At 32.9% G+C, this 24456-nt stretch carries 20 protein-coding genes; 6 read left to right on the top strand and 14 right to left on the bottom strand.

Going from position 1 to position 24456, the window contains the following annotated elements; translation table 11 throughout:
• Nucleotides 1–51 precede the first annotated feature (51 nt).
• Nucleotides 52–1077 carry a BamM family beta-barrel-assembly machinery protein gene (gene bamM / locus IEV84_RS12345; protein WP_188494577.1) on the top strand — a complete coding sequence of 342 codons (1026 nt, stop codon included), beginning with the start codon at nt 52–54 and terminating at the stop codon, nt 1075–1077.
• Nucleotides 1078–1152: 75 nt separating this feature from the next.
• Here bamM and IEV84_RS12340 read toward each other — a convergent pair whose 3' ends face one another.
• From IEV84_RS12340 to IEV84_RS12325, 4 genes are all read right to left on the bottom strand, one after another.
• A complete protein-coding gene (locus IEV84_RS12340) occupies nt 1153–1800 on the bottom strand; it encodes an alpha/beta hydrolase (RefSeq protein ID WP_188494576.1) in 648 nt (215 codons plus the stop codon).
• Between the two features lie 266 nt (nt 1801–2066).
• Nucleotides 2067–2387, bottom strand: a complete 321-nt coding sequence (locus IEV84_RS12335) for a DUF4870 domain-containing protein (protein WP_188494575.1) — start codon at nt 2385–2387, stop codon at nt 2067–2069.
• Between the two features lie 8 nt (nt 2388–2395).
• On the bottom strand, nt 2396–3649 hold the full coding sequence (locus IEV84_RS12330; protein ID WP_188494574.1) for a dihydroorotase: 1254 nt from the start codon (nt 3647–3649) through the stop codon (nt 2396–2398).
• 12 nt (nt 3650–3661) lie between these two features.
• Nucleotides 3662–5590 (bottom strand): vWA domain-containing protein, encoded by a 1929-nt coding sequence (locus IEV84_RS12325; protein ID WP_188494573.1) that lies wholly within the window; start codon nt 5588–5590, stop codon nt 3662–3664.
• Between the two features lie 132 nt (nt 5591–5722).
• Between IEV84_RS12325 and IEV84_RS12320 the strand changes: the two genes are divergently transcribed.
• From IEV84_RS12320 to IEV84_RS12310, 3 genes are all read left to right on the top strand, one after another.
• Nucleotides 5723–6829 (top strand): lactonase family protein, encoded by a 1107-nt coding sequence (locus IEV84_RS12320; protein ID WP_188494572.1) that lies wholly within the window; start codon nt 5723–5725, stop codon nt 6827–6829.
• Between the two features lie 283 nt (nt 6830–7112).
• A complete protein-coding gene (locus tag IEV84_RS12315; RefSeq protein WP_188494571.1) occupies nt 7113–8408 on the top strand; it encodes a hypothetical protein in 1296 nt (431 codons plus the stop codon).
• Between the two features lie 282 nt (nt 8409–8690).
• The gene (locus IEV84_RS12310; protein WP_188494570.1) at nt 8691–9365 is read left to right on the top strand and encodes a hypothetical protein; all 675 of its coding nucleotides are present in this window, start codon (nt 8691–8693) and stop codon (nt 9363–9365) included.
• Nucleotides 9366–9738: 373 nt separating this feature from the next.
• On the opposite strand, the gene IEV84_RS12305 is transcribed toward IEV84_RS12310, so the two are convergent.
• The 8 genes from IEV84_RS12305 to IEV84_RS12270 form a co-directional block, all read right to left on the bottom strand.
• Nucleotides 9739–11088, bottom strand: coding sequence for a DEAD/DEAH box helicase (locus IEV84_RS12305; protein ID WP_188494569.1), 1350 nt, complete (start codon nt 11086–11088; stop codon nt 9739–9741).
• Between the two features lie 143 nt (nt 11089–11231).
• Entirely contained in the window at nt 11232–11648 is a 417-nt protein-coding gene (locus IEV84_RS12300) for a response regulator transcription factor (protein ID WP_188494568.1), read from the bottom strand.
• 177 nt (nt 11649–11825) lie between these two features.
• The gene (locus tag IEV84_RS12295) at nt 11826–13094 is read right to left on the bottom strand and encodes a YaiO family outer membrane beta-barrel protein (protein ID WP_188494567.1); all 1269 of its coding nucleotides are present in this window, start codon (nt 13092–13094) and stop codon (nt 11826–11828) included.
• Between the two features lie 4 nt (nt 13095–13098).
• Nucleotides 13099–14526 carry a glycosyltransferase family 2 protein gene (locus IEV84_RS12290; RefSeq protein ID WP_188494566.1) on the bottom strand — a complete coding sequence of 476 codons (1428 nt, stop codon included), beginning with the start codon at nt 14524–14526 and terminating at the stop codon, nt 13099–13101.
• The gene (locus IEV84_RS12285; RefSeq protein WP_188494565.1) at nt 14523–15560 is read right to left on the bottom strand and encodes a HEAT repeat domain-containing protein; all 1038 of its coding nucleotides are present in this window, start codon (nt 15558–15560) and stop codon (nt 14523–14525) included. The genes IEV84_RS12290 and IEV84_RS12285 overlap by 4 nt, the downstream gene beginning before the upstream one ends.
• A 363-nt stretch (nt 15561–15923) precedes the next feature.
• Entirely contained in the window at nt 15924–18710 is a 2787-nt protein-coding gene (locus IEV84_RS12280) for a T9SS type A sorting domain-containing protein (protein ID WP_188494564.1), read from the bottom strand.
• Between the two features lie 405 nt (nt 18711–19115).
• Nucleotides 19116–19880 carry a TIGR02757 family protein gene (locus IEV84_RS12275; protein ID WP_188494563.1) on the bottom strand — a complete coding sequence of 255 codons (765 nt, stop codon included), beginning with the start codon at nt 19878–19880 and terminating at the stop codon, nt 19116–19118.
• Nucleotides 19881–19894: 14 nt separating this feature from the next.
• The gene (locus tag IEV84_RS12270) at nt 19895–20587 is read right to left on the bottom strand and encodes an ABC transporter ATP-binding protein (RefSeq protein ID WP_188494562.1); all 693 of its coding nucleotides are present in this window, start codon (nt 20585–20587) and stop codon (nt 19895–19897) included.
• Nucleotides 20588–20737: 150 nt separating this feature from the next.
• Between IEV84_RS12270 and msrA the strand changes: the two genes are divergently transcribed.
• The gene (msrA, locus tag IEV84_RS12265) at nt 20738–21283 is read left to right on the top strand and encodes a peptide-methionine (S)-S-oxide reductase MsrA (protein ID WP_188494561.1); all 546 of its coding nucleotides are present in this window, start codon (nt 20738–20740) and stop codon (nt 21281–21283) included.
• Nucleotides 21284–21406: 123 nt separating this feature from the next.
• On the opposite strand, the gene IEV84_RS12260 is transcribed toward msrA, so the two are convergent.
• Entirely contained in the window at nt 21407–22126 is a 720-nt protein-coding gene (locus IEV84_RS12260; RefSeq protein WP_188494560.1) for a YebC/PmpR family DNA-binding transcriptional regulator, read from the bottom strand.
• Nucleotides 22127–22183: 57 nt separating this feature from the next.
• The gene (gcvT, locus tag IEV84_RS12255; RefSeq protein ID WP_188494559.1) at nt 22184–23266 is read right to left on the bottom strand and encodes a glycine cleavage system aminomethyltransferase GcvT; all 1083 of its coding nucleotides are present in this window, start codon (nt 23264–23266) and stop codon (nt 22184–22186) included.
• 172 nt (nt 23267–23438) lie between these two features.
• Here gcvT and IEV84_RS12250 point away from each other — a divergent pair, with 172 nt between their 5' ends.
• A complete protein-coding gene (locus tag IEV84_RS12250; RefSeq protein ID WP_188494558.1) occupies nt 23439–24290 on the top strand; it encodes an NAD(P)H-hydrate dehydratase in 852 nt (283 codons plus the stop codon).
• Nucleotides 24291–24456 lie beyond the last annotated feature (166 nt).

Genomic DNA, 24456 nt, shown 5'->3' with positions numbered 1-24456 from the left:
TTTACAAAAATAAATCAATATTGTATCTTGCGCACTTAAAATTCAGTTATAATGAACAAATTTAGGTATTATTTTATTTTAATAATTACAAGCCTCGCGTTATTTTCATGTTCGAAAGACGATAACAATTCTATTGAAGAAGTACCCCTTAGAGATTTTCAAGAACAGTTTACAACAGATAGTATTGCTATCAAAGAATATTTGGAGACTTATTATATTGATATTGAAGATCCGAATTTTGCAGATAATGATGTAATAATAAAAAAAATAACCAATTCGACTACTCAACCGTCGATAATGTCTTATTTGAATAACAGTACTTTTCCAAAATTGTTAAAAAAGAATGTTGAATTACATGGAATAACATACGAACTTTATTATTTAGTTTTGAGAGAAGGAACAGGCGAAAAACCTTGTAATGTGGATGAGGTTTTAACATCCTATAAAGGAGAATATTTGTATCGCACCGTTGCCAAAGATGCTGTGCCAGCTTCTGGAGATACTCCGGCACAACCAGCAGTGCCTTCTGAGCTGTTAGCAAATCAATTTGAAGAATTAAAATACCCACAATCTTTTTTTGATTTAACAGGTGTTGTTACGGGCTGGAGCGAAGTTTTTCCGGAATTCAAAACAGGCGATACACCTGTTTCAAATGCTGATGGAACAGTATCATATTCTAATTTTGGAGCAGGAGTGATGTTTTTGCCTTCAGGATTAGCTTATTACAGTTCAGGACAAGGTTCTATCCCAAGTTATTCGCCTTTAGTGTTTAGTTTTAAGTTGTATGCTGTTAAGAGATCCGATTTAGATAATGATGGTATTCCTTCTTATCTTGAAGACGTAGATGGTGATAATTATATGAGAAGATTAGCAACAGGTGTTGAAAATCCGGATGATTCGGATGGGGATGGAATTCCTAATTATTTAGATATTGATGATGATGGTGATAAATTTACGACCAGATCAGAAATAACAATTAATGGTGTTGTGACTCCTTTTGCATCAATTCCTGATTGTAGCGGAAATATACCAACAGATACAAGCAAAAAGAAACATTTAGATTCAGCTTGTCATTAATCTAAGTTTTATCAAAATAGAAATCCCGTCTTGTTCAGTACATGACGGGATTTTTTTATGCCAATGATTATAGAATTATTCTTTTATCAACCAATTTTTAAAATCATGAAATTCCTGAGGTGAAACTCCGTGACCAATTGGGTATTCGTGATAAACGGATTTTACTGCTAATTTGTCTAAAAAAGGTTTGGTTTTTCTAGCCCATTCCACCGGAATAACCTGATCGACTGTTCCATGAGCGGCAAATACTTTCAGATTGGAGAAATCATTGTTTTTATAGTTTTCTTCAAATATTGGTTCGCTAACATAACCGCTTAAAGCAATGACTTTCTGAATTTTTTCAGGATGAGAAAGTGCAATTGCATAACTCAAAATCGCACCCTGGCTAAAACCTAAAAGACTTACATTCTTTTCATCAATAGGATAATTAGCAACCAATTCTTCGATGAATTTGGCAATTAAATCTCTTGATAATTTGGCTTGTTCGTGGTCGGAAAATTTATTTTCGTTAGCGTCAAAATTAATCGCATACCAGGCATAACTTCCATATTGTAAGTCATAAGGAGCCTGTGCCGAAATAACATAATATTCTTCCGGTAATTCGGTGGCAAAGGAGAATAAATCAGCTTCATTGCTTCCGTAACCGTGTAATAGCAGTAATAATGGATTTTTAGCTAATTTTATTTTAGGTTCTCTGATGAGGTATTCTAAGGATAGGTTCATAGTAAGTATTCAGTTCCCGATAGCTATCGGGATAGTTTTTAGTGTTCAGTTTAGGAATTCGATTTATGTTCTGATTATGCCCAGAGTGTTTGCTTTTAAAAAAAGTTGGACACGAATTACACCAATTGTCACTAATTCTAATCAAATTAAAATCGGATGACACAAATTTTTATCTGCCTTTGGCAGATTTGTGTAATTTGTGGTGAAAAAATTTTAATTGCGAATGCCCTGACAAACCCGTACTGGCATTGAAATTTACTATCAGGCTAAACGTTTTTAAATATTTTTTGAAATTGTTCTCCTAAAATTGGAATTGGTTTCATTTGCCCTTGTAAGGCTCCTAAAAATCCGTATATCCAAAGGATGAAATAAAACAAATAAAAAGCTGAAGAAATGGTCCAGCTGTCAAAATATCCAATAAAATACCCAATTAAGAAAAAAGACAAAAAGATACCTAATGCCTGACGGATATGGAAAGACGCAAAAGGACTTTTTTTATCGGCGTTCATAAAAAGAGCAATGATGGCTCCTATGATTGTGAAATAGCTGATGATAGCTATGTTTTTACCTTCTTTATCTGAATTCATGATATTTATTATCTTAAAATTAATTGGTCTTGATTGATAATCCCGTATGCTTTACCTTTTGTTTCCATTCCTAAAAAAGCGGAGTTTTTAGATTTTGATAAAATGGATTCTTTGGTAAAAGTACTTTCTCCTTCAGGATTAAATAAACTCAAATTAGCTACAGCACCTTCATTAATAGCAGAATTTTCGATTCCAAAAACTGATTTTCCGGCAGTTAATTTTTCGATTACTTTTTCTAAAGGCAAAACTTTTGTCAAAGAACCAAAAGCACTTTCTAAACCAATAGTTCCGTTTTTTGCCATATCAAATTCCATCTTTTTATGCTCAATGTCAATTGGATTATGGTCAGAAGTTATCATGTCGATGGTGTTGTCCAGAATTCCGGCTAATAATGCTTGTCGGTCTTCTTCGGTTCTTAGAGGAGGTGTCACTTTATATCGAGTGTCAAAACCATCTAATTTCTCATCAGTCATGGTAAGATGATGAACGGTTACGCTGCAACTTACATTTAATCCTTTGGCTTTGGCTTCTCTGATTAAAGCTACCGATTTGGCTGTAGAAACGGTCGGAATATGTAATTTTCCGCCGGTATATTCGAGTAAGAATAAATTTCGGGCTACTTGTAACTCTTCGGCAAGATTAGGAATGCCTTTTAGTCCCAAGCGGGTAGAAACGATGCCTTCATTTACAACTCCATGTCCTTTTATATTGGAATCCTGAGAATAAGCAATCACCAATCCGTCAAAATCCTGGGTGTATTGTAAAGCAATTTTCAGCAAATTGGCATTTTCAAAACTTCGGTTGTAATCGCCAAAAGCAATTGCGCCAGCTTGTTGCATATCGTACAATTCAGCCATGTCTTTTCCTTCGGAATTTTTGGTTAAAGCACCAATAGGATAAAGTGTTGTGGCATGACCAATGGCTTTAGTTTTTACAAAATTAATTTGAGATTGGTTGTCAATTATGGGTAATGAATTGGGTTGTAAAGCAATTCCCGTAAAACCACTTTTTGCAGCAACCAGCAATCCGTTTGCAATGGTTTCGCGGTCTTCAAAACCAGGTTCGCCAAGAGAAACACTGCTGTCAAACCAACCTTGTGAAACGTGAAGATTATCCAGTTTTAGTTCTTCGGCATTGTGAGTATTAGGTAAATTAGTCCCAATTTTTTCAATTAATCCATCTACAATTAAAATATCTACCGTTTGATTGTGAAAAGAACTTTGAGGATCGATAATTTTTGCGTTTCGGATAATTAGTTTCATATAGAGAATGTTTTATTTCAGGAATTTTATAATTGCCATTTCGCATAGCAAAAAGAGCAGTGCAAAGATAATAAACCATTTCCAAAGTTGATTGTCCATTCGGTCGGTTTGTAGGCTTTGAAAAACACTTTTAATAGACTCGGCGGTATTGTAGTCGGATAGGATGTTGCTATCCGATGCGTTTAGATTGCTTTCTTTTCGATTGTAATTAAAGCTAATATTTTCTATCCATTGTTTTTGATTGTAAATTTCAAAATTGCCTGCTTCCTGTGGCAAATCATTAAAAGTCATTTTGACTTTTGTGTTTCTAATTTGCTGAATAGGAATAAAATGTTCGTTGGCATTTTTAACTTCCAAAATTCCGTCTTTTGACAGCGAAGCATCTACAATAAAAGGATTTTGATTTCCAATTGTCAGTGCAGTTACACCATTATTTTGGTTGAATTGAGCCATTTTGTAAAAAACAGGAACAATTAATGGCGATTGTTGAAAGTTAGAGTTTTCGGTATTGATAGGTGCCGAAAAAATACAAACGGAAGAAACAGCAGATTGCAAAGCAGTTAAAAAAGTACTTTGGTCATTATACAATAAAGCTGCCGGACTGGAGTCTGAAACTGTAAAAGAAGCTTTGGTTGACGGGTATTGGAAATTAGAAATTTTGTTTTCAAAAACTCCCGAAAATAAAGGGTGATTGAAGTTAATCTTGCTAATTAGCTTTTCTGTATTATCAAATGATTTGAATTGGATTTTTCCAAAATTTGCTAAAAAAGAATTTAGTGTTGCAATCGAATTCTTAGCCGATGGAATGATAATTAAATTGCCTCCTTTTTCACTAAACGCTTTTAAGGTAGTTTGCAAAGCCTGCGGGATTTCGTCTAATTCGTTCAGGATTACAACGTCTTGTTTTTCAATATTGTTATAGTTGAGTTCAGCCAATTCGGAATTGCTGTAACTGAATTCGTCATTGGTGTAAATGCGTGCTAAAAAGTTACTTTTTGCTGCTTCGCCAATACTGATTGCATTTGTTTTTCGAACTTTAGAAATACTAAAATAATAGTTATTGTCATAAGTCAAACCATTATCGCTAATGGAAACATATCCATGAAAAGCTTGTTTTGGAATGCTAAATTGCAATGTTTTTTTAGGAGTTTCCAAATTAGAAACTGTTTTAGCAATCAATTTATTTTGGTTGTAAATAGCAACCGAAACAGGCTTCGTATCATCGCCATAGCTTGATAATTGGACACTAATATCATAGAAATCGGTAGTGGTTTCATTGATAAAAACACTGTCAACAGCTACATTGTTTTTTTGCTCCGATTTTGGAATTATAAAATAACTCACATCCTCTTTAGGAATGCTTTTCAGTTGTTTTGGTTCAATTCCTATTCCGTCTGTAATAATGATAATGTCCTTTTTTGCAGTAGTTGGATGTGCATTTATTTTGGCTAACAAATGATCTAATTCAAACGGAATGGCACTGTATTTTAAATTTTGCAGTGTACTTCTAATTGATTTAATATCAGTGTTCCAATAGGTTTCGGTATTGGTAAGTAATGAAAAATTAGTGTTTTCGGGTGTTTCTTCCAGTAATTCCTGAATAGCCCTTTTTAGTAATTCGCCTTGTTTTCCTTTGGCCTGCATACTAAAAGAATTATCCAGAATTATATACATTTCGTTCGAACTATTCTTGTTGTCTTTGGCTTCGAAAAAGGGTTGGGCGAAAGCAAGAATAATGGTAATGAACAACAATGAACGGCAGCAAAGCAATAACCATTTTTTAAGTTGGGAGCTTTTTCGGGTTTGTATGGAAATCGATTTTAAGAATTGAACATTGGTGAAATATTCTTTTTTAAACCGACGAAACTGAAACAAATGAACCAAAACAGGTACAATCAATAAAAAGAGAAAGTATAAAATTTCAGGATGTTTGAATTGCATTCTTGTTTTGGGTTAATTTAGTACTCAAAAATACAAATTTGTACCTACTAACGATGTAGATAAGCATGTTTTTTCAATGTGAAATGGTATGATTTTAATATGTATTTTAGCAAGGCTCAAAAAACAAAAGAAATGAAAAAAAACATCTTCATTACATTACTATTATTATCCTGTATTTGCATTCAGGCACAAGGGAAAAAGTTTAACCTGATTATTGGAACTTATACAAAAAGTTGTGAAAGCAAAGGGATTTATGTTTATGATTTTAATGCTGAAACCGGGGATTTTCAATTTAAATCTTCCACTGAAAATATAATCAACCCTAGTTTTGTAAGTGTTTCAAAAAACAACGATTTTATTTATTCTGTTAATGAAGACGGGCCTAAAAGCACTGTGAGCGCTTTTAAATATGACGCTTCAAATGCTAAAATTGAATTTGTAAATAAACAGGAAATTCATAATCCCGGGCCTTGTTATATAATCAATGATGATAAAAATGTCATAACGGCTAATTATACAGGAGGAAGTGTGGCGGTTTTTGGAAAAAATAAAAACGGAGGTCTTACGGAATTAAAGCAGCTTATAAAGCATTCAGGAAAAGGAGTAAATCCTGCCCGTCAGGAAAAATCGCATGTGCATTCGGTACAGTTCTCTCCAGATCATCAGTTTGTTTTAGCGACTGATTTAGGAACTGATAAAATGTATTTGTATCAATATAATCCTAAAGTAGCTAAACCACTGGAACTTAAAGACAGTATCAAGGTAAAAGCGGGGAGTGGTCCAAGACATTTTGCTTTTAGCAAAGATGGGCAACAAATGTATTTGTTACAGGAATTAGATGGAACTTTGACGGTTTATAATTATAAAAAAGGAAAATTACAATTGCTTCAGGAAACCACTGTGCTTGCCCCGGATTTTAAGGGAACTTCTACAGCAGCTGATATTCATATTTCACCAGACCAACGTTTTCTGTATGCTACCAACAGAAAAGAAGCCAATACCATCAGCTGTTTCAAAATTTTGAAAGACGGCAAATTAGCATTGGCTTCCAGAATAAGTACTTTGGGCGATGGTCCTCGTAATTTTGCGATTGACCCAACGGGTAATTTCTTGTTAGTGGGACATCAGTATACTAATAATGTGGTTGTTTTTAAACGTAATAAAGAAACAGGAGCATTGACTGATACCGGAAAAAGAATCGAATTGTGTGCTCCGGTTTGTTTGATTTTTACAAAGTAAAGCAGATTTTATAAAAATAAAAGGCATAAAAAAACAGATTTCAGATGAGAGGTTAATCCTTAATCTGAAATCTGTTTTTTGCTTTCTGCAAATTGAAGACTGCTTTTTGAAAGCAAAAGTTTATTTCTTCTTTTTCTTTTTAGCAGCTTGGTTTTTCAACATGTTTCTATTGAGAAAATTATGTTATAATATGAGGATTTTTAAAAACATTAAAATTGTAATGCTAAGATTATTAAATTGGCATTATTAATGTTATGCAATTTAACATAATTACACATAATCTATGAAAAATCTATTTACACTATATTTTGTTTTCTTATCACTTTTTATTTATGCGCAAAAAGAAGTAACTCCAGCTATAAAAATTTATCTGGAAGATGCCGAAACTGGAAAAAATATTAGTGATGCGAAAGTTACTTTAGAAGGATATGAAATACCTGCTATAACAGGGAAGTATGATAAAAAGAATAGGTGTTTTTATTTTAGTAATATAAATTACAGTCAGTACGATCTGATATACATCGATTCCAAAAAGAAGGAGCCACAAGTATTTAAGAAAGCAAAATATTTTCCTTCTGAACTTAATTTCAAATTATATAAAAAAGGGACTATTGTAAAAATTGATACATATTACAATAAATCTCCTGTAATGAATAGTACAAGGGAAGGGGATTTTGTCAAAGAAGATTCTACAACTTCCTATATAAACAAAGAAATATCAACGTTAGATCATCATAAAGTATTGATTAAGTTAGAAAATTCCAGTAGTTTAACTTATTTAGAAATTAAAGCTAAAATAGATTCATTAGTAGAGCCTTACGGATTAGAATATATTGATGATCTTGTTCCTGAAATATATTTTATACAGTTTTATGGTTTAGAATTTCATGGAACTTTTGCTGGTGAAAATTCTATAATTTGTAGCATTGATGAAAAAAAATCTGTAAAAGATTTTTTCAAAGAAAATCCGGATAGAATAAATTTTATTGAAAACCACCCTATGGGAGAAGATGAATATACTGCTACTGATTTTTTCAGCGAGAATAAAGAATTTTATAATAATGTCTATGACTGGAAAAAGAATTGCTATGTTTTGCCTTATAGGAAGAAAAATAAAACTTCATTTAGATTAGAAAATGATCAAATTATAAATAGAATTAAGAAACATACAAACCAACTTGAATTTGGGAAAATCATATACGATAAGTTTCAAATAACTACATATCCATCTCAAGACAATTATGAAGAGAATAAAGACATTACTCAACAATTGGATTCTAAAATATTAGACGAATTAGATTCTCAAATAATGAACTACAGGTTTCTAAAAGAATATGATAATGATTTTACAAGACTCATGCTTATGGATTTTGATATCAGAGATTTATATTTAAATAAAGACGGTTTAAATGCACCTAGAGATTTTGATATACAAATGGTTCATTGGAGTCAGGCTAAATGGAAACATTCCTTTTTACTTGATGAAAAATCTCCCTACTCCAAACAAAGTGCAAATATTAATAACAAAACACAATGTAATCTTCAAAGAAATATAGGTTACAGGTTCTTATTTGAATAAATTAAAAAGATTATGAGAAATTGGCATACAAAAGTAATTAAATTAGATAAAGCAAGAACATTTATACTCCCAAAAAGGTATAAATCAACTAGAAAATTCTAATCTATATGTAGGTTTAATGATATAGTTTGTAATGAATAATTCATTATCTGTAGGTGAAAATAATGATCACTAATGATCCATTGATAATATAATGATATAACATAGAGAAAAAATCATTACGGAATTGGTAAGAAAAAATAGCAAAAGAAGCCTCAAAAATAGAAACTTAATCTTAATTATATGAAACGCTTAATTAAAATAATCATCATCCTATTAGTTTTACAAGGATGTGACGTACAAAAAAATATTAAAATGATAAAACCAGAAATAAATAATACATTTGAAAAATTTGAAATTTCAAAACTTTCAAATAAAAGAGAAATAAATAAAACAAAGGGAGAAGATATTTACATAACTAAAACGGATTATTCATATGAAATTCGCGATATAGAAGGTAAAAATCTTTTATACTATTCTAAAGGTATGGAGAAAGGTAGTGCCTTTTCAGGGTATGATTATACTTTAAATCCATTAGTTGGAGTTTATAAAGAATTTTATCCTAGCAATAATATAAAAACTAAAGGTGTTTATTGTTGGTTTGGATTTAAAATAGGTAAATGGTATAATTATTCCGATGGTGGAAATTTAATCTCAGTAGAAAATTTTGATAATGGTTTTTTTTATGATATGGATGATATTTTTTCATTTTGTCAAAAAAATGGAATTTCATTAGAGAAAAAAGATAGTGGCTATAGAACAACTATATCTAAATATAAATCTCCTTTAGATAATAAAAATTATTGGTTTATTCAGTATCCTAATTATGAAAAACAAGTTTACAAAAATATTCAAATAGACGGGGTAAGTGGAAATATTGTTAATATAAAAGAGATACCTTTTCCAACAGATGAATAAAAAAGCATTAAATAATTTTTACAAGGAGAAAAAAGCTAGTAACTTATCTTCTAGCTATTCCCGAAGTTTTGTTGAAAATAATTACTACGTTAAGTTTACCGATACATATCTTAGCAAATGTAATCATTAAATAAGGAATTAAATTGTTAGCATAAGTTTCAAAAACATTATAAAATCGTAATTTTAGCTATACAGCACAAAATATCTCTAGAAAATATCAGCAAATATCTTTTGAAAGTTTAAAGTAAAATTATCTCCCAGATTTTTATAAAAATAAAAGGCATAAAAAAACAGATTGCAGGTTAAGAGTATAAACATCTAATCTGAAATCTGTTTTTTGCTTTCTGTAAAACTGCTTTCTAAAACCTACAGTTTATTTCTTTTTCTTCTTTTTAGCAGCTTGGTTTTTCAGCATATTTCTATTAACAGAACCATGTGTTTTTTTCTTTGTTTTTGACGGACCACCAAGATTAACTTTAGTATTCTTTTTGGCTTTATCATGAAAAGCCGCTCCGCCTTCAATCTTAGGTTTTTTCATTAAGAATTTAATAGGCTGTCTGTCTTTTTCAGGACCAATTAACTTTTCGGAAATTTCAACATCTTCAGGAAAATCTTCAATTTCCAGTTCCATATCCATTAAGACTTCGGCTTCTACCTTTGCTTCTTCTTCGCGAGGTGAAATGAAACTAATTGCTGTTCCTGTAGCATCGGCACGACCGGTACGACCAATACGGTGCATGTACAATTCGGCAAATTCAGGCATTTCAAAATTGATTACATGGGTAATATTTGAAATATCCAAACCTCTCGCCATAATATCGGTAGTGATTAATCCGCGAAGTTCGCCTTCCTGAAAAGAAGCCATCGTATTCAAACGGTAATTTTGAGATTTATTAGAGTGAATGACACCAAATTGACCTTCAAAATCTTCTTCAATGCGTTCGTGAAGCATGTCGGAAATTTTTTTGTTATTTACAAAAATCAAAACGCGACTCATGTCTTCGTCTGTATTTAGTAAATGTTTCAGTAAATTAACTTTGGTATTAAAATTTGGAACGTTATACGTAATCTGTGTGATGTTCTCTAATGGTGTTCCCGATGCTGATAAAGTGACTTCTTCAGGATAATCAAAATAATCGTTCAAAACTGCATCAACTTCATCAGTCATTGTTGCTGAAAATAATATGTTTTGACGTTTTTTGGGCATCATAGCCAATAGTGCGGTAAGTTGGGTGCGGAAACCTAAATTCAACATTTCGTCAAATTCGTCAATCACCAATTTTTGCGTATCTTCAAAACGGACTACGTTATCTAGCGCCAAATCCATCGTTCTGCCGGGAGTTCCCACCAAAATATCCGAACCTTCGTAAACCGTTTTCTTTTGAGTATTGATATTGACACCACCAAAAATTCCGATGGTTCTGATTGACATAAACTGGGTTAACTTTTCAATTTCTTCGACAACCTGAACCACAAGTTCTCTGGTAGGGACTAAAATGACAATTTTAGGGGTATGTGTGGTGCTAAACTTGTACTGTTTTAGTAACGGTAATAAGTAGGCAAAGGTTTTACCAGTACCGGTTTGTGCAATTCCCATCATATCCCTTCCCGACATAATTACAGAGAAAGATTTCTCCTGAATAGGAGTAGGAGTTGTAAATCCTAATTCATCAATTGCTTTTTGTAATGATTTAGGAAGATTGAATTGCTCGAAAGTAGCCATAAAACGTATATTTTCTGCAAAGATAGTCTTTTTGAAAAGAATGAGATAATTGCCTAAGCTAATCGTTTTTTTATAAATTCATTTATAAAAAAAAAACGAGCAGAATTTTAATCCTGCTCGTTTGTATTTATTTTGAGTTGAAGTTATGCGCTTATGGCATTTTTGATAGAATTTTCAAAAAATTGGTTTTTAGCAAATAATCTTTTTACTCTCAGTTTTAATTCGTTTGGATTAAATGGTTTTGAGACAAAATCATCAGCACCTAGGTTGAATGCTTCCATTACAGTTCCTTCTTCCTCTCCCATTGCTGATACAACGATTACAGGGGTATGTAAGTAATTTTCTTTTGCAAAACTTATTATTTCTAATCCTGATTTAAAAGGAAGTATAATGTCAGTAATAATCATTGCAGGATTTACAGTCTTTAATTTTTCAAGACCTTCAATACCATCTTTTGCAACTACTATCTCGTATCCTTCTTTTCGAAGTACGAATTCTAAAATTTTCACCATTAAAATATCGTCTTCAATTACTAAAATTTTTTTTGCGCTATTTTCCATTTGTATGATGTTTTTTAAGTAATCATTTAATTACTGCCTCTTGAATTGTTTTCCAAAAATTATACAAACAAATATAGATGTAAATATTAAATTTATCGATAAAAAGTAAAAATAATCGACAAAATACATATCATGTTTGTTTTTTGTAGGTTTAGGTTTGTTTATTTGTTAGGCTGTTTAAAATTTATATTGAAACATTAATGCTATTTCTATTTCATTTTGTTTTAAATCTGGTGCGTACTCTTGATTATTGAGTGTTAATTGTAAACCTGTTAGGTAATGCTTGTTGATTAATTTAAAATATCCGCCTCCAATTCGATAAGAATTTAATGAAACTCTATTTTCATATTGTCCCAAAGTTGATCTCTCGTCTGGAGATGAGCCATAACCCGCAATTAAGCTTAGGTAATCAAACTGTGTGTCAAAATAATATCGGGTAGTAAGGGTAAATGCCGGATAAATGGTACCGCTGTCATTTTGAATGTAAGATTTTAGGTTAATCCAGTATGAACCAACGTATTTTCCGATTCCAACAACAGCAGTTGTAAAATCAGAGTCAAGAGTTTTGACATAACGTATTCCTAAATCGGCTTCCCATCCATTTGAAAAATTTTGAAAATAAGAATATCCCAATTTTAATTTTGGAAAAACAGCTTTTTCACTGTAGGCCGCATTCAGATAAGAATAGCTCTTTTTTCCGGTAAAGAAATAAGATTCAGCTTCATATTGCACACCATCAATAACACTCTCACCGGAAGCGAATCTGTTAGCGTAACTTAGCCGACCAATTAATGATCCCCATTTACGTTGGCGGATATATTGCATGCTTCCTAAATGCCATGGTCCATAATTTCTTCTGTCAAAAGAAGTGTGACTGTAATTAACCCCAATTCGTTCAGAATTGTTTTTTGTTTCTAAAATAAAAATGCGTTGTTTTAATTCGGCATCATTTGGATATTGTAATTCCAGAGTTTTTAAATAGTCGTATTCTTTTTGTTCGTTATTTTCTAATTGGTAAATAAGTAATTTTTTGTAACGAAAATTTTTATTTTCAGGATGGCCCAGCAAGGCTTTGTTTACGGTATTTTCGGCTTCAGAGTATTTTTTGTCTTCTAAATCCAAATTGATTAAATATGAAAAAGCTTCCTCGTATTTCGGATTTTTATCAATTACATAATTGTAATAGTAGCGGGCACTGTCTTTTTTTTGAGTTAATTGGTAAATTCTTCCGGACAATAAATAAAAGTCTAAATAATCCGGAGCAAGTTGGATACCTAATTGCGATTTTTTTAAAGCCAAAGGGTAGTTTCTTTCTACATTAGCTTCGTGAAGTGCTTCTTTTAATAAATTATCAGTATCGATTTTTTGTGCAAAAGCACTATAATTAAATAGAGGAAGCAAGTAAATGAATGCGATTAATATTTTTTTGATATTATTGTATTTCATAAGGTTAATTATTATTTTGAGTGTTAAATCCTTGTCTTTGCATGTTTCCCCAAGCTTGTTCTTTTTGTCTGAAAAAATGATAGTATCCTTTTAGAGACGCATAAACATTTATAGGATGATAAAAAATAGGTTCTATAATTGCCGTCAAAATTAGAATTAATATTTCTTTTACGCTGGAGTAGTGTTTGTATAATATTTCATCTAATAAAATCGATATTATTGTGAGATTTAAATAGAATAAATACACTGCAATGGTTAGGTAGAAAAAACTCTCATAGTTTATATTCAAATAAAAAAATGAGATGATTAAAACAATAAGGCCTATTACTTCTAAAATAGGAACCAGAAATTCGAATGCGAAAAAATAAGGAAAAATCAAAAAACCAGTTCTTCCATATTTGGGATTAAAGAAGATATCTTTATGTAAATTGAGTGTTTGAATTAAACCTCTTGCCCAGCGTACACGCTGACGAATTAATATTTCTCGATTTCCCGGTACTTCTGTCCAGCATAAAGATTCCGGAATGTATTTAACCGAAAAATCAAGTTTGTTTTCATACATGTATTTTCGCATTCTGGTGATGAGTTCCATATCTTCACCTAAAGATTTGTGCCAATATCCACCGGCTTTGACAGCAATTTCTTTGTCAAACATTCCCAGTCCTCCTGAAACTAATAACAGGCTGTTTAATTGACTCCAGGCCATTCTTCCAAAAAGAAATGCCCGTACATATTCTAATTCCTGAAATCGTGGATACCAGCCTTTAGGGAATCTTATTTTTACTAAAAATCCCTCTTTTACTTCACATGAATTTGAAATTCGAATTCCTGCACCCGTGGCGATTACTCTTTTTTTACTTTCAATGAATGGCTTTGCTAGTTTTATGATAGTATCATTTTTTAATATACAGTCAACATCGGTGCAAAGAAATAAGGGGTATTTTGATGAATTTATTCCTGCATTAGACGCATCGGCTTTACTCTTTCCGTTTTCTTTATCTACAACTAACAATTTAGAATAAACAGGATTGGTTGATTTGTAATGTCCTCTTACAGTTTTTGTTGGTATTTTTTCCTGATAATAAAAATCAATTTTAACTAATTCAAATTCTTTGATAAGTTTTTCTAATGTATCATCCGAACTACCGTCATTTACTAATACCACTTCGTATTTTGGATAATTCAAAGACAGCAAAGATTTTACGTTGTAAACTACGTTAGCCCCTTCATTAAATGCAGGAGCCACAACAGAAACTCCGGGAATATAGTTTGATTTTAATAATACATCATCATGAATAAAATATTTTGCATTAATGTGTTTTTTAATAGCATAATAGGATAATCCTGCTAAAAGCATGTAAAAAAGAATATAAGTAGAAGAAAAAACAGCTACAAATATTTCATAATATTCGATAAAGTTTTTTAGTATCATATAGAAGGGATTTTTACATGTTGAATCATTTTTATAATTTCATGATTACCGATAATGTTTTCAATATAAGTCGAATTCATTTTGGATAGGCTTTTAACGGCTCTTAATTTTATGTCAGAATCAATGGATTCTTTTAATAAACTATTGATAAATTCTTCGGCATCTTCTCCGCCAATTACAGCTAATGTTTTTAGAATTTCAATTTGGTTTGTCTTAGTTTCTGAACTAAAAAGTTCTATTAGATTTTTTTCCGTATCAAATAGGAACAGTTGTCTTATGGCACCAATAACTGCAAACCTTATTTTTTCATCGTCTGATTTTAAATGTGCTGCGATAGACTGATTTTCATTGGTATAATTGTAAAAAGCCATCAGTTTTATTCCCAGTCTGACAACGGAAGGATTGGGAGAATGTATCCAGTCTTTTAGGTTAGACGGAACAGGAGGTTTTTTTTGATGGACAATATTCATTATATTAATCTCTCCGGCTAAATAAATTGGCTTTTGATAGTTGTATAAAAGGCCTAAATTTTCTGGTTCTAGTGAGATTATTGTTAGATAGGCACTAGAGTTTAAAATTCTGTTTTTATGATTTAAAAATGGAGTTACATAGTTTTTTCCTTTATGGTATTCTAAGGCTTTTAAATGATACATTCCAAGGCAATTCAAATACTTTTTTTTGCTTTTTAATAAAGAAATACTATAGTTAAACAAGTCAAATTGCTCGTAAATGAAGTGCGAAATTTTGACTATATCTCCTTTTAAATTTCGTTTGAGAAAAATGATTTTATTTAGGACTATTTTTTTACACCACCTTTTATCAAAAGGAATTTCTTTTTTGAAATTTTCAATTTCTGATGCCAGCTCAGTATCATCATAAGATGAAAATACCAGAGTGGTTAAAAAATCATCAATTTTAGTCTTTACAGCATTGATCTTTGGTTCACGTAAATTGATGAAGAATCTGTTTAGGATTAATAATATGGTTAAAACTAAAAATGCAAGTCCTAAAATGGGTAAAATAATATGAGTCAAAGTGTAAGTAAGATTCATTTTGCGTAGGTTATTAGTTTTGTAGTTGGAGCGATTTTACGGTATAAATGTAATAAATAAATCATAACAATATCGATAAAGTGTATAAAAATATCGATAAAAAGCACTTTTTGTGTTTTTTATAGGTTTTTATTTATAATATTGAAATTTGGCAGTACTTTTTTATACTTTGGTAATTGTTGACTAATCAGAAACCTTTAAAAATACCAAGCTCAACAGAGCAAAATCATATTTTATGGGATTGTTTGGGACTTAGTAATGCAGTTAGAAAATTTAGGATTGTTAGATTCTAAAAAAAATGGCAACTTAAAAAAGTTGCCATTTGAAGATGTAAATAAAAAAAAATTATTCTAAAATGATTTTTTGTGAATGTATTATTTTTTTACTTGAAATATCTGAAACATTTAGAACGAAAATTCCTTTTGCCTGTAAATTAACGTTTTCCAGACGATCTGATTTAAGAATTCCTTTTTTGACTTCTTTTCCAAAAATATCATAGATTTTATATTCAGCAATACTTTTGTCTTCGGCGTCATCATTGGTCATTAATATCGAAAAAGAACCATTATTTGGGATAGGCCAAACATTAACCTGAGTAGTGATTTCCGGATTCTTTTTTGTTGCTGACAAAGAATATCCGTTAACTATATTTACCCTGCGGGTCATTGTTGCTCCGGTACTATCAGTAACGGTAAAATCGAATGAACCTAATCCGTTGGCTGTTGGTCTGTATTCTACTATGTTCGCAACTAAAGTAGCATTTCCTTTTTCTACATTAGATAAGGAATAACTAACTCCATCGGTAAATCCTCTCGAAAGTTTTTTGATGTCAATATTTACTTTATGTCCTTTAGGAGATTCATAATGAGGTAGAGACATCCATTGTAAATATTCATCCAGATTAGTGTAACCATCAGAATTTGCATCTTCATTAGCATCTGAAAAATCTCCAATTGCAGAATTTAGATTGGTTCCTTTGATGGCTTCCCACCAGTTAGGTAAACCATCCTGATCAGTATCCCAATCAATATCTCTGTTCACAACCGGATATTCTTCATAACCTCCCACATCTGATTCATTATCAGGGAATCCAGGTTTGCCGGTTACACTTCCTGTGTAGGTATAGGTTCCATCCAGTGTTTCAGTAATAATTCTTTGATCGTGTTCGTCAAATTCAGGCTGAACACAACCAACGTCAGAAAGCACAATTTTGTAAGCATGACCAGCTGTTTGTGTTGTTACATAAGACGGGAAAAATGGTGCGTTAACAAAGTTGTCGTATTGATAAGTAGCTCCATTTCTAAAGGTAGCTCTTCTACCAATAATTTGATTTGATTCATCAAAACGACCAGGCATCACATTTCCGTTAAAATAACATCTTTGCATTCCTGTTCCAACATTTTCGTTATCAGCACTAAAAGCAACAAAAATTTTAGAACCTGCTCCCGGTTTATAATAATTATTGACAAAATTGACTTCTTTCGTTCCTCCGTCAGTTGTTCTGCCACCCCAATTGTATACTACATTGTTAGTAATATCCATTCTGCCGGAATAAGCTCCGCTACCATCTAAACCACCTCCAAGACTCCAGTTACGTCCATAATTGTGTGCTAATAAATTATGGTGAAAACTTCCAATATCTCCACTAATTGTTCCTGCATAACCATGTTCAGTTCCTGCCGGATAATTTTGATGTCCTGCCGCGTTTAATGCTTCTGAAATTAATGTTCTTTGTAATGTAATGTTTTTACCTGAGCGTGAACTAAATGCTTCATCTATTGTCCAACTGATAGAGCAGTGGTCTATAATACTATAATTAGCACCGGTTAATCCCATTCCATCATAAGTAGGACCTGCACCTAATCGAACTCTTATATTCTGAACGATAGCATCGTTTCCTGTAATACCAAAAGGAGCAGAGCGAATACAGATTCCTTTTCCAGGAGCAGTTTGCCCCGCAACGGTTACATAAGGCTGGCTTAAAACTAAACGGGAGTTCAATTGGATAATTCCCGAAGTGTTAAAAACAATCGTTCTTGGGCCAATATCATTAGTAACAGCTTCTCGTAAACTTCCGGGACCACTGTCATTTAAATTGGTTACTGCAACTACTTTTCCGCCTCTTCCTCCACGGGCAAAACGACCATATCCTTCAGCTCCCGGGAAAGCAAGCTGAGCCGGTCGCAAACGCCAAATATTTCCTTTTACTACTTCACCATTTGCTAAAACTTCATCAATTCTCCAATAATAGGTTGCTCCAGTGTATAGTCCGCTTACCGGATAAGAGGTATTTGCTTTTGGTTGATTTCCTTTATATAATGAAGAAGATGTGTTTGCTGTTTCAATCGATGCCAAATCACTTCCAAAATAAATATTATGGGATACAGCATTTATGGCAGATGTCCAGCTTAAAACAGTACCTCCTGAATTTAATTCTACGTGTTCGTCATTGTGGCTCGGTTTCGGATTAGTAGCCTGATTAAAAATATTAGGCGTATTTAATTCGAATCCGTTTATCATCACATTTTTATAAGTTTCATTGCCTGATCTTTCGGCAGCAAAAAGAATAACCACATCGTTTCCGGTTGTGGCCTGAAAACTTAAATAAGCAGATTTTGCATCAGCTGTTTTCAGTGCTCTTATACTTGGAATCAAATTGTTGACTACTAAATTCCCATCTATAGATATGTCAATTGGACTAAAAGTAAAAACTGGACTATCAACTGCATTTAAAAAAGCAAGCAGCGTATGTGTACCTGTTTCTAATCCGCTGATTCGTAATTCTATTTGCCCGCCTTGATTTGCGGTTCCATTTTTTACAGTAAGTCCGTCGCTGACTAATCGGGCATAACTGGGAGCCTGTATTCCGGCTTTATACCAATTGGTACCTAAAATATCTCCTTTGTCGCCAACTCTGGTTACTGTAAATGTAACTCCTTTTTCGGTTTTAGAGGCTGTATTTGTGGTGACTACCCACGGAGTGTATCCGGATTCATTTACTTCAGCAGCACTTCGTCCTGATTGATCAAAATCAATTTTTACTACTGGATTTTGCGCAAACATTGCGCCGGTTGTCATTGTAAGACAGGCTACTGCCTTGACCAATGATGGTTTTAAGTAATTTTTTAGCATTAATGGTTGGTTTTAAGTTATTTAATAGACATATTTATTTAAATGTTATGTTTTACGCATAGGTTACTTTTGGTTAAAAATTAATTGTTTTTTAAGTCTTTATTAGAGTATATTGTGATTAACATTTCAGAGTGTAAACGTTTACATTTTTTAACATGCTTTTCTAAGTTATTATTTCCTAATCAATGTTAAATAGCTAAGATACTTTAAAAGATTTTATTTTTGTTCGGGTATAAAATTAGATATACAAAAAAAAAATAGGGGGTAAAAATTGCTTTTAAAACAGGGTCAAATCGCAATTCGATGCTAAAACAGTACTAAATTGAGAAAAAAAACTTATTGGCTGGTGCTATACTTTTAATTTACTTTAAATTGTGACTAACGATGGTGCATAGTAAATTCTGTCTAAAAACCTTCAAAAACACCAAGTCCAAAAAGTGCGAAATCGTATTTAACCGGATCATTGGCATCTAATTCCCTAAGTTTTGTGTCCAGTTCTAAAAGTGCTTTCCCATCATTTTGTTTACGATTTAGTAATTCCAGTTTTCTGGCGACGTTTCCTGAGTGAACGTCTAAAGGGCAGGAAAGTTTTGATGGAGAAATGGATTTCCAAATGCCTAAATCGACTCCTTTGTTGTCCTGGCGACACATCCAGCGCAAATACATGTTAATACGTTTGGCTGCCGAATTATTCAAAGGATCCGAAATATGTTTTTGGGTTCGGGCTAAATGAGGGATTTCGAAAAAGATTTTTTTAAATTCGGAGATGCTTTTTTGCATCGAATGGTCTTCCTGATTTTTTGAAAAAACAGTTTCTAAACCACCGTGGTTTTTGTAAATGTTTTGCAAACTTTTAATGAAACCAACGAAATCCTGACCATTAAATGTGCGATGTACAAATGATTCTAATCTTTCTAAATCCGTTTCACTGTGGGACATCACAAAATCATAAGGAGTATTGCCCATCAATTCCATCATTTTATGGGAATTTTTGATAATCATTTTTCGATTGCCCCAGGCAATGGTTGCGCTAAGAAATCCTGCAATTTCAATATCTTCTTTTTGACTAAACAAATGCGGGATTTGCACAGGATCACTTTCGATAAAATCTAAGGTGTTGTATTGGAGTACTTTTTCGTCCAGAAAATCTTTGAGTTCGTTAAAATTCATATAAACACAGATGATTAATGGTCGCTAATCATTCCGTCCACCATCACTAATTTTCGGTCGGCCATATTGGCGAGTTCTTCATTATGAGTAACAATAACAAAGGTTTGACCAAATTCATCTCTTAATTTGAAGAATAGTTGGTGTAAATTTTCAGCCGAATGAGTGTCTAAATTCCCGGAAGGTTCATCGGCAAAAATTACTGCAGGTTTATTGATTAGTGCTCTGGCTACAGCCACACGTTGTTGCTCACCACCCGAAAGTTCGCTTGGTTTGTGATTAATTCGATGCGAAAGTCCTAAATAAGTAAGTAGTTTTATGGCTTCTTCTTCGGTTTCTTTTTTAGATTTTTTAGCAATATAAGCCGGGATACAAACATTCTCAAGAGCCGTAAATTCAGGTAATAATTGGTGAAACTGAAAAATAAACCCCAAGTTTAAATTTCTGAATCGCGATAAATTTTTGTCATTCATAGACAAAATATTTTCATTGTTGATTCGAAGCTCAATTTCGTTATTAGGATTTACCTCCCCTTTAGAGGCGGAGGTATTAGGTCTGTCGAGTGTACCTAAAATTTGTAAAAGTGTTGTTTTTCCTGCTCCCGAAGCGCCTACAATCGAAACGATTTCTCCTTTTTGAATATGTAAATCAACACCTTTTAAAACATGGAGTTGGTCGTAATATTTATGTAAGTTTCGGGCTTGTATCATGGTTTGCAGTTTGTACAAAGAAACAAAGATTTTAATGATTATAAAATGGCTAAGACTGTTTTTTTAGCGTAAAAATCATAAATTTGGGTTAATAAAATGGCTGCCATTTTTTGCAGCTGAATTTAGTTGTTTAACTTAGAAAACGCGATTATGGAAAAAGAAGTGAAAATGGAAATGGCAACTTTTGCCGGTGGTTGTTTCTGGTGTACTGAGGCAGTTTTTTTGGAGTTAAAAGGAGTGGAGGCCGTGGTTTCGGGTTATATTGGAGGCAAAACAGTAAATCCAACATATAAAGAAATTTGTCAGGGAGATACCGAACATGCCGAGGCAATCCGGATAAATTTTGATGCCAATGTGATTTCGTTTGGAGAGTTATTGGAATTGTTTTTTGCCACTCATGATCCTACTACTTTAAATCGTCAGGGAAATGACGTAGGAACGCAATATCGGAGCGAGATTTTTTATCATAATGAAGAGCAACAATTGATAGCGGAGGATTTTATACGGTTTTTGACTCAGGAAGCGGTTTTTGAAAGACCAATTGTTACTAAAGTTTCTGCTGCAACTATTTTTTATCCTGCCGAAGATTATCATCAGAATTATTACAATCAAAATAAAAGTCAAGGCTATTGCGCCTTTGTAATCACTCCTAAAATTGAAAAAGTAAGGAAATATTTTGAAGAAAAATTAAAATAATTCCAATTATTAAAAAGTGCTCCCGAAAATTTTCGGGATACGCAGAAACAAATTTTAGATCCAAAAAAAAGAGAGTTTAACGTAATGCTAAACTCTCTTTGATAAAATATTTTGTTGAAGAATTTATTCTTCGTTTTCTTCCATGGTGTGATAAACGTTCATTACGTCATCATCCTCTTCGATTTTCTCGATTAATTTTTCAACATCTGCAATTTGTTCTGCATTTAGTTTTTTAGTAATCTGAGGAATTCTTTCAAAACCTGAAGAAAGGATTTCAATATTTCGGTTTTCTAATTCTTTTTGGATAGTTCCAAAGCTGTTGAAAGGAGCGTAGATTAAGATTCCGTCTTCGTCTTCAAAAACTTCTTCGGCACCAAAATCAATGAATTCTAATTCTAATTCTTCGGCATCTAAACCTTCTTTTGGAATTCGGAAGTTACAAGTGTGATCAAACATGAATTCTACCGAACCCTGAGTTCCCATTGTTCCGTTGCATTTGTTGAAATAACTACGAATGTTAGCTACGGTTCTGTTGTTGTTATCAGAAGCCGTTTCAATCAGGATAGCAATTCCGTGAGGAGCGTATCCTTCAAATAAAATCTCTTTATAGTTAGCCGTATCCTTGTTAGAAGCATTTTTAATGGCACGTTCTACGTTGTCCTTAGGCATATTAGCCGCCTTAGCATTTTGAATTACGGCTCTAAGTCTGGAGTTGGTTTCAGGATTTGGTCCTCCTTCTTTTACGGCCATTACAATATCTTTACCAATTCTGGTAAATGTTTTGGCCATAGCAGCCCAACGTTTCATTTTTCTTCCTTTTCTAAATTCGAATGCTCTTCCCATTTCTGATTCTTTTTTTTAACAGTGCAAAAATATAATTATTCTGTATTTATTTAAGTTTTAGTTTTTATAAAATGGCATTTTTACCACTTTAGCCGGAACGTCTTTTTTTCTGATTCGAATAAAGATCTCACTGTCCACAGTACTATTGTCAACAGTTACATATCCCATTCCAATTCCTTTGTTCAATGAAGGCGACATGGTTCCCGAAGTAACAATTCCAATAGGATTTCCATTGGCGTCAACAATCTCGTAATCGTGTCTTGGTACAGCGCGTTCCTGCATTTCAAAACCGATCAATTTTTTGCTTACACCAGATTCTTTTTGTTTTGCTAAAGTATCTGAGTTTGTAAACTCTTTATTGAATTTTGTAATCCAACCCAATCCGGCTTCTATTGGCGAAGTAGTGTCGTTGATATCATTTCCGTAAAGACAGAATCCCATTTCTAAACGTAAAGTATCACGAGCCGCTAAACCAATTGGCTGAATACCAAAAGGAGCTCCCGCTTCGAAAACCTTGTTCCAAATTTGTTCTACTTCTTCATTTTTGCAGTAAATCTCAAAACCTCCGGCACCGGTATATCCTGTAGCCGAAATAATCACATTGTCAATTCCTGCAAAATCTCCAACTTCAAAATGATAATATTGTATCGAAGATAAATCTACTGAAGTCAAAGATTGTAAGGCTTCTACAGCTTTAGGACCTTGTATAGCCAATAATGAATAGTCATCGGAAAGATTTTTCATTTCAACTCCTAAATCGTTATGAGACGAAATCCAGTTCCAGTCTTTTTCAATATTGGAAGCATTCACGACCAATAAATACTGCTCTTCTTTCATTTTGTAAACCAATAAATCATCTACAATTCCGCCTTCATTGTTAGGTAGGCAGGAATATTGCACTCTTCCTATTGTCAAAGTAGCGGCATCATTAGAAGTTACTTTTTGGATTAACGCTAAAGCATTTGGACCGGAAAGTAAAAATTCCCCCATGTGCGAGACATCAAAAACACCAACAGCCGTTCGCACGGTTTCGTGTTCAGCGTTTATTCCTTCATAAGTTATAGGCATATTGTATCCTGCAAACGGTAGCATTTTTGCTCCCAGGGCTTCGTGTATGTGCGTTAGCGCAGTATTTTTCATTACGATTGTTGTGTAAATTTTGATGGCGCTAATTTATTGCTTTTATTTTGAGTAGCAAAGGAAGTTTTTAGTGAATAAAAAGGAGTTTGTTTTTAAGAAAATAATCGATAAAAGCCATTTTCTATTTCTAAAATAAGACTAAATTAGAGGGAACTATTCAAAAGCAAAAGTTATGGAAAAGTTTATTGCTGTTGATCGAAAAGAAATCCTAAAGTATTACAAACCCATTGCTGTCGATACACACAAAGGGATTCAGGGACATGCGTTGATTATTGGCGGAAGTTATGGCAAAATAGGGGCTGTTTGTTTATCATCTAAATCTGCTTTGAAAACAGGCTGCGGATTAGTGACGGCTTTTGTTCCTAAATGTGGTTATGAAATTCTTCAAATAGGCATTCCCGAAGTAATGATTCTGACTGATGTAAAGAAAAAATGTATCTCCAATATCAATTTTGATTTTCAGCCCAACGCTATTGGAATTGGTCCCGGAATAGGGCAGAACGAAGCGACTCAAAAGGCTTTTTTGAAATTTTTAAAAAGCAATAAAATACCTTTGGTTATCGATGCGGATGCTTTGAATATTTTATCTAATAATAAAGCATGGTTTCTTCTTTTACCGTCCGGAAGCATACTTACACCTCACCCTAAAGAACTGGAACGATTGATAGGGAAATGGGATTCGGAGCAGGAGAAGTTTGAAAAGACGATTTCTTTTTCTTTACAGTATAAAGTAATTATAGTAATGAAAGGCGCACCTACGCATATTATTGATGGTGAAACTATTTATAAAAACACTACCGGAAATCAGGCTCTGGCAACTGCCGGAAGCGGCGATGTATTAACCGGAATCATTAGCAGTTTACTGGCACAATTGTATGATGCAATTGAAGCAGCTGTTTTAGGGGTTTATCTGCACGGACTAACGGCTGATATTGCTGTTCCTAAAACCGGATTTCAATCGTTTATCGCTTCCGATATTATTAATCATATTGGTGAAGCTTTTTTGAGTTTGGAATCAAAATAATAGGACTGTTAGCTAAGCAGACCAAATTATAAAATACCATACCGATAATAGGGATTGACACAGATTTTAAATTTTAATCTGTGTCAATCCCTATTGTTTTTCTCTTCAGAAAAACAATAGTATTAATCGATGTAATAATACAGTTCAGTGTGTAATTATGGTTTTC

Origin of the sequence: Flavobacterium palustre, from assembly GCF_014639535.1 — a bacterium.
Lineage (GTDB): Bacteria > Bacteroidota > Bacteroidia > Flavobacteriales > Flavobacteriaceae > Flavobacterium > Flavobacterium palustre.
Note: the sequence above shows the minus strand (reverse complement) of the source record. Positions and strands in the feature narration are given on the sequence as shown.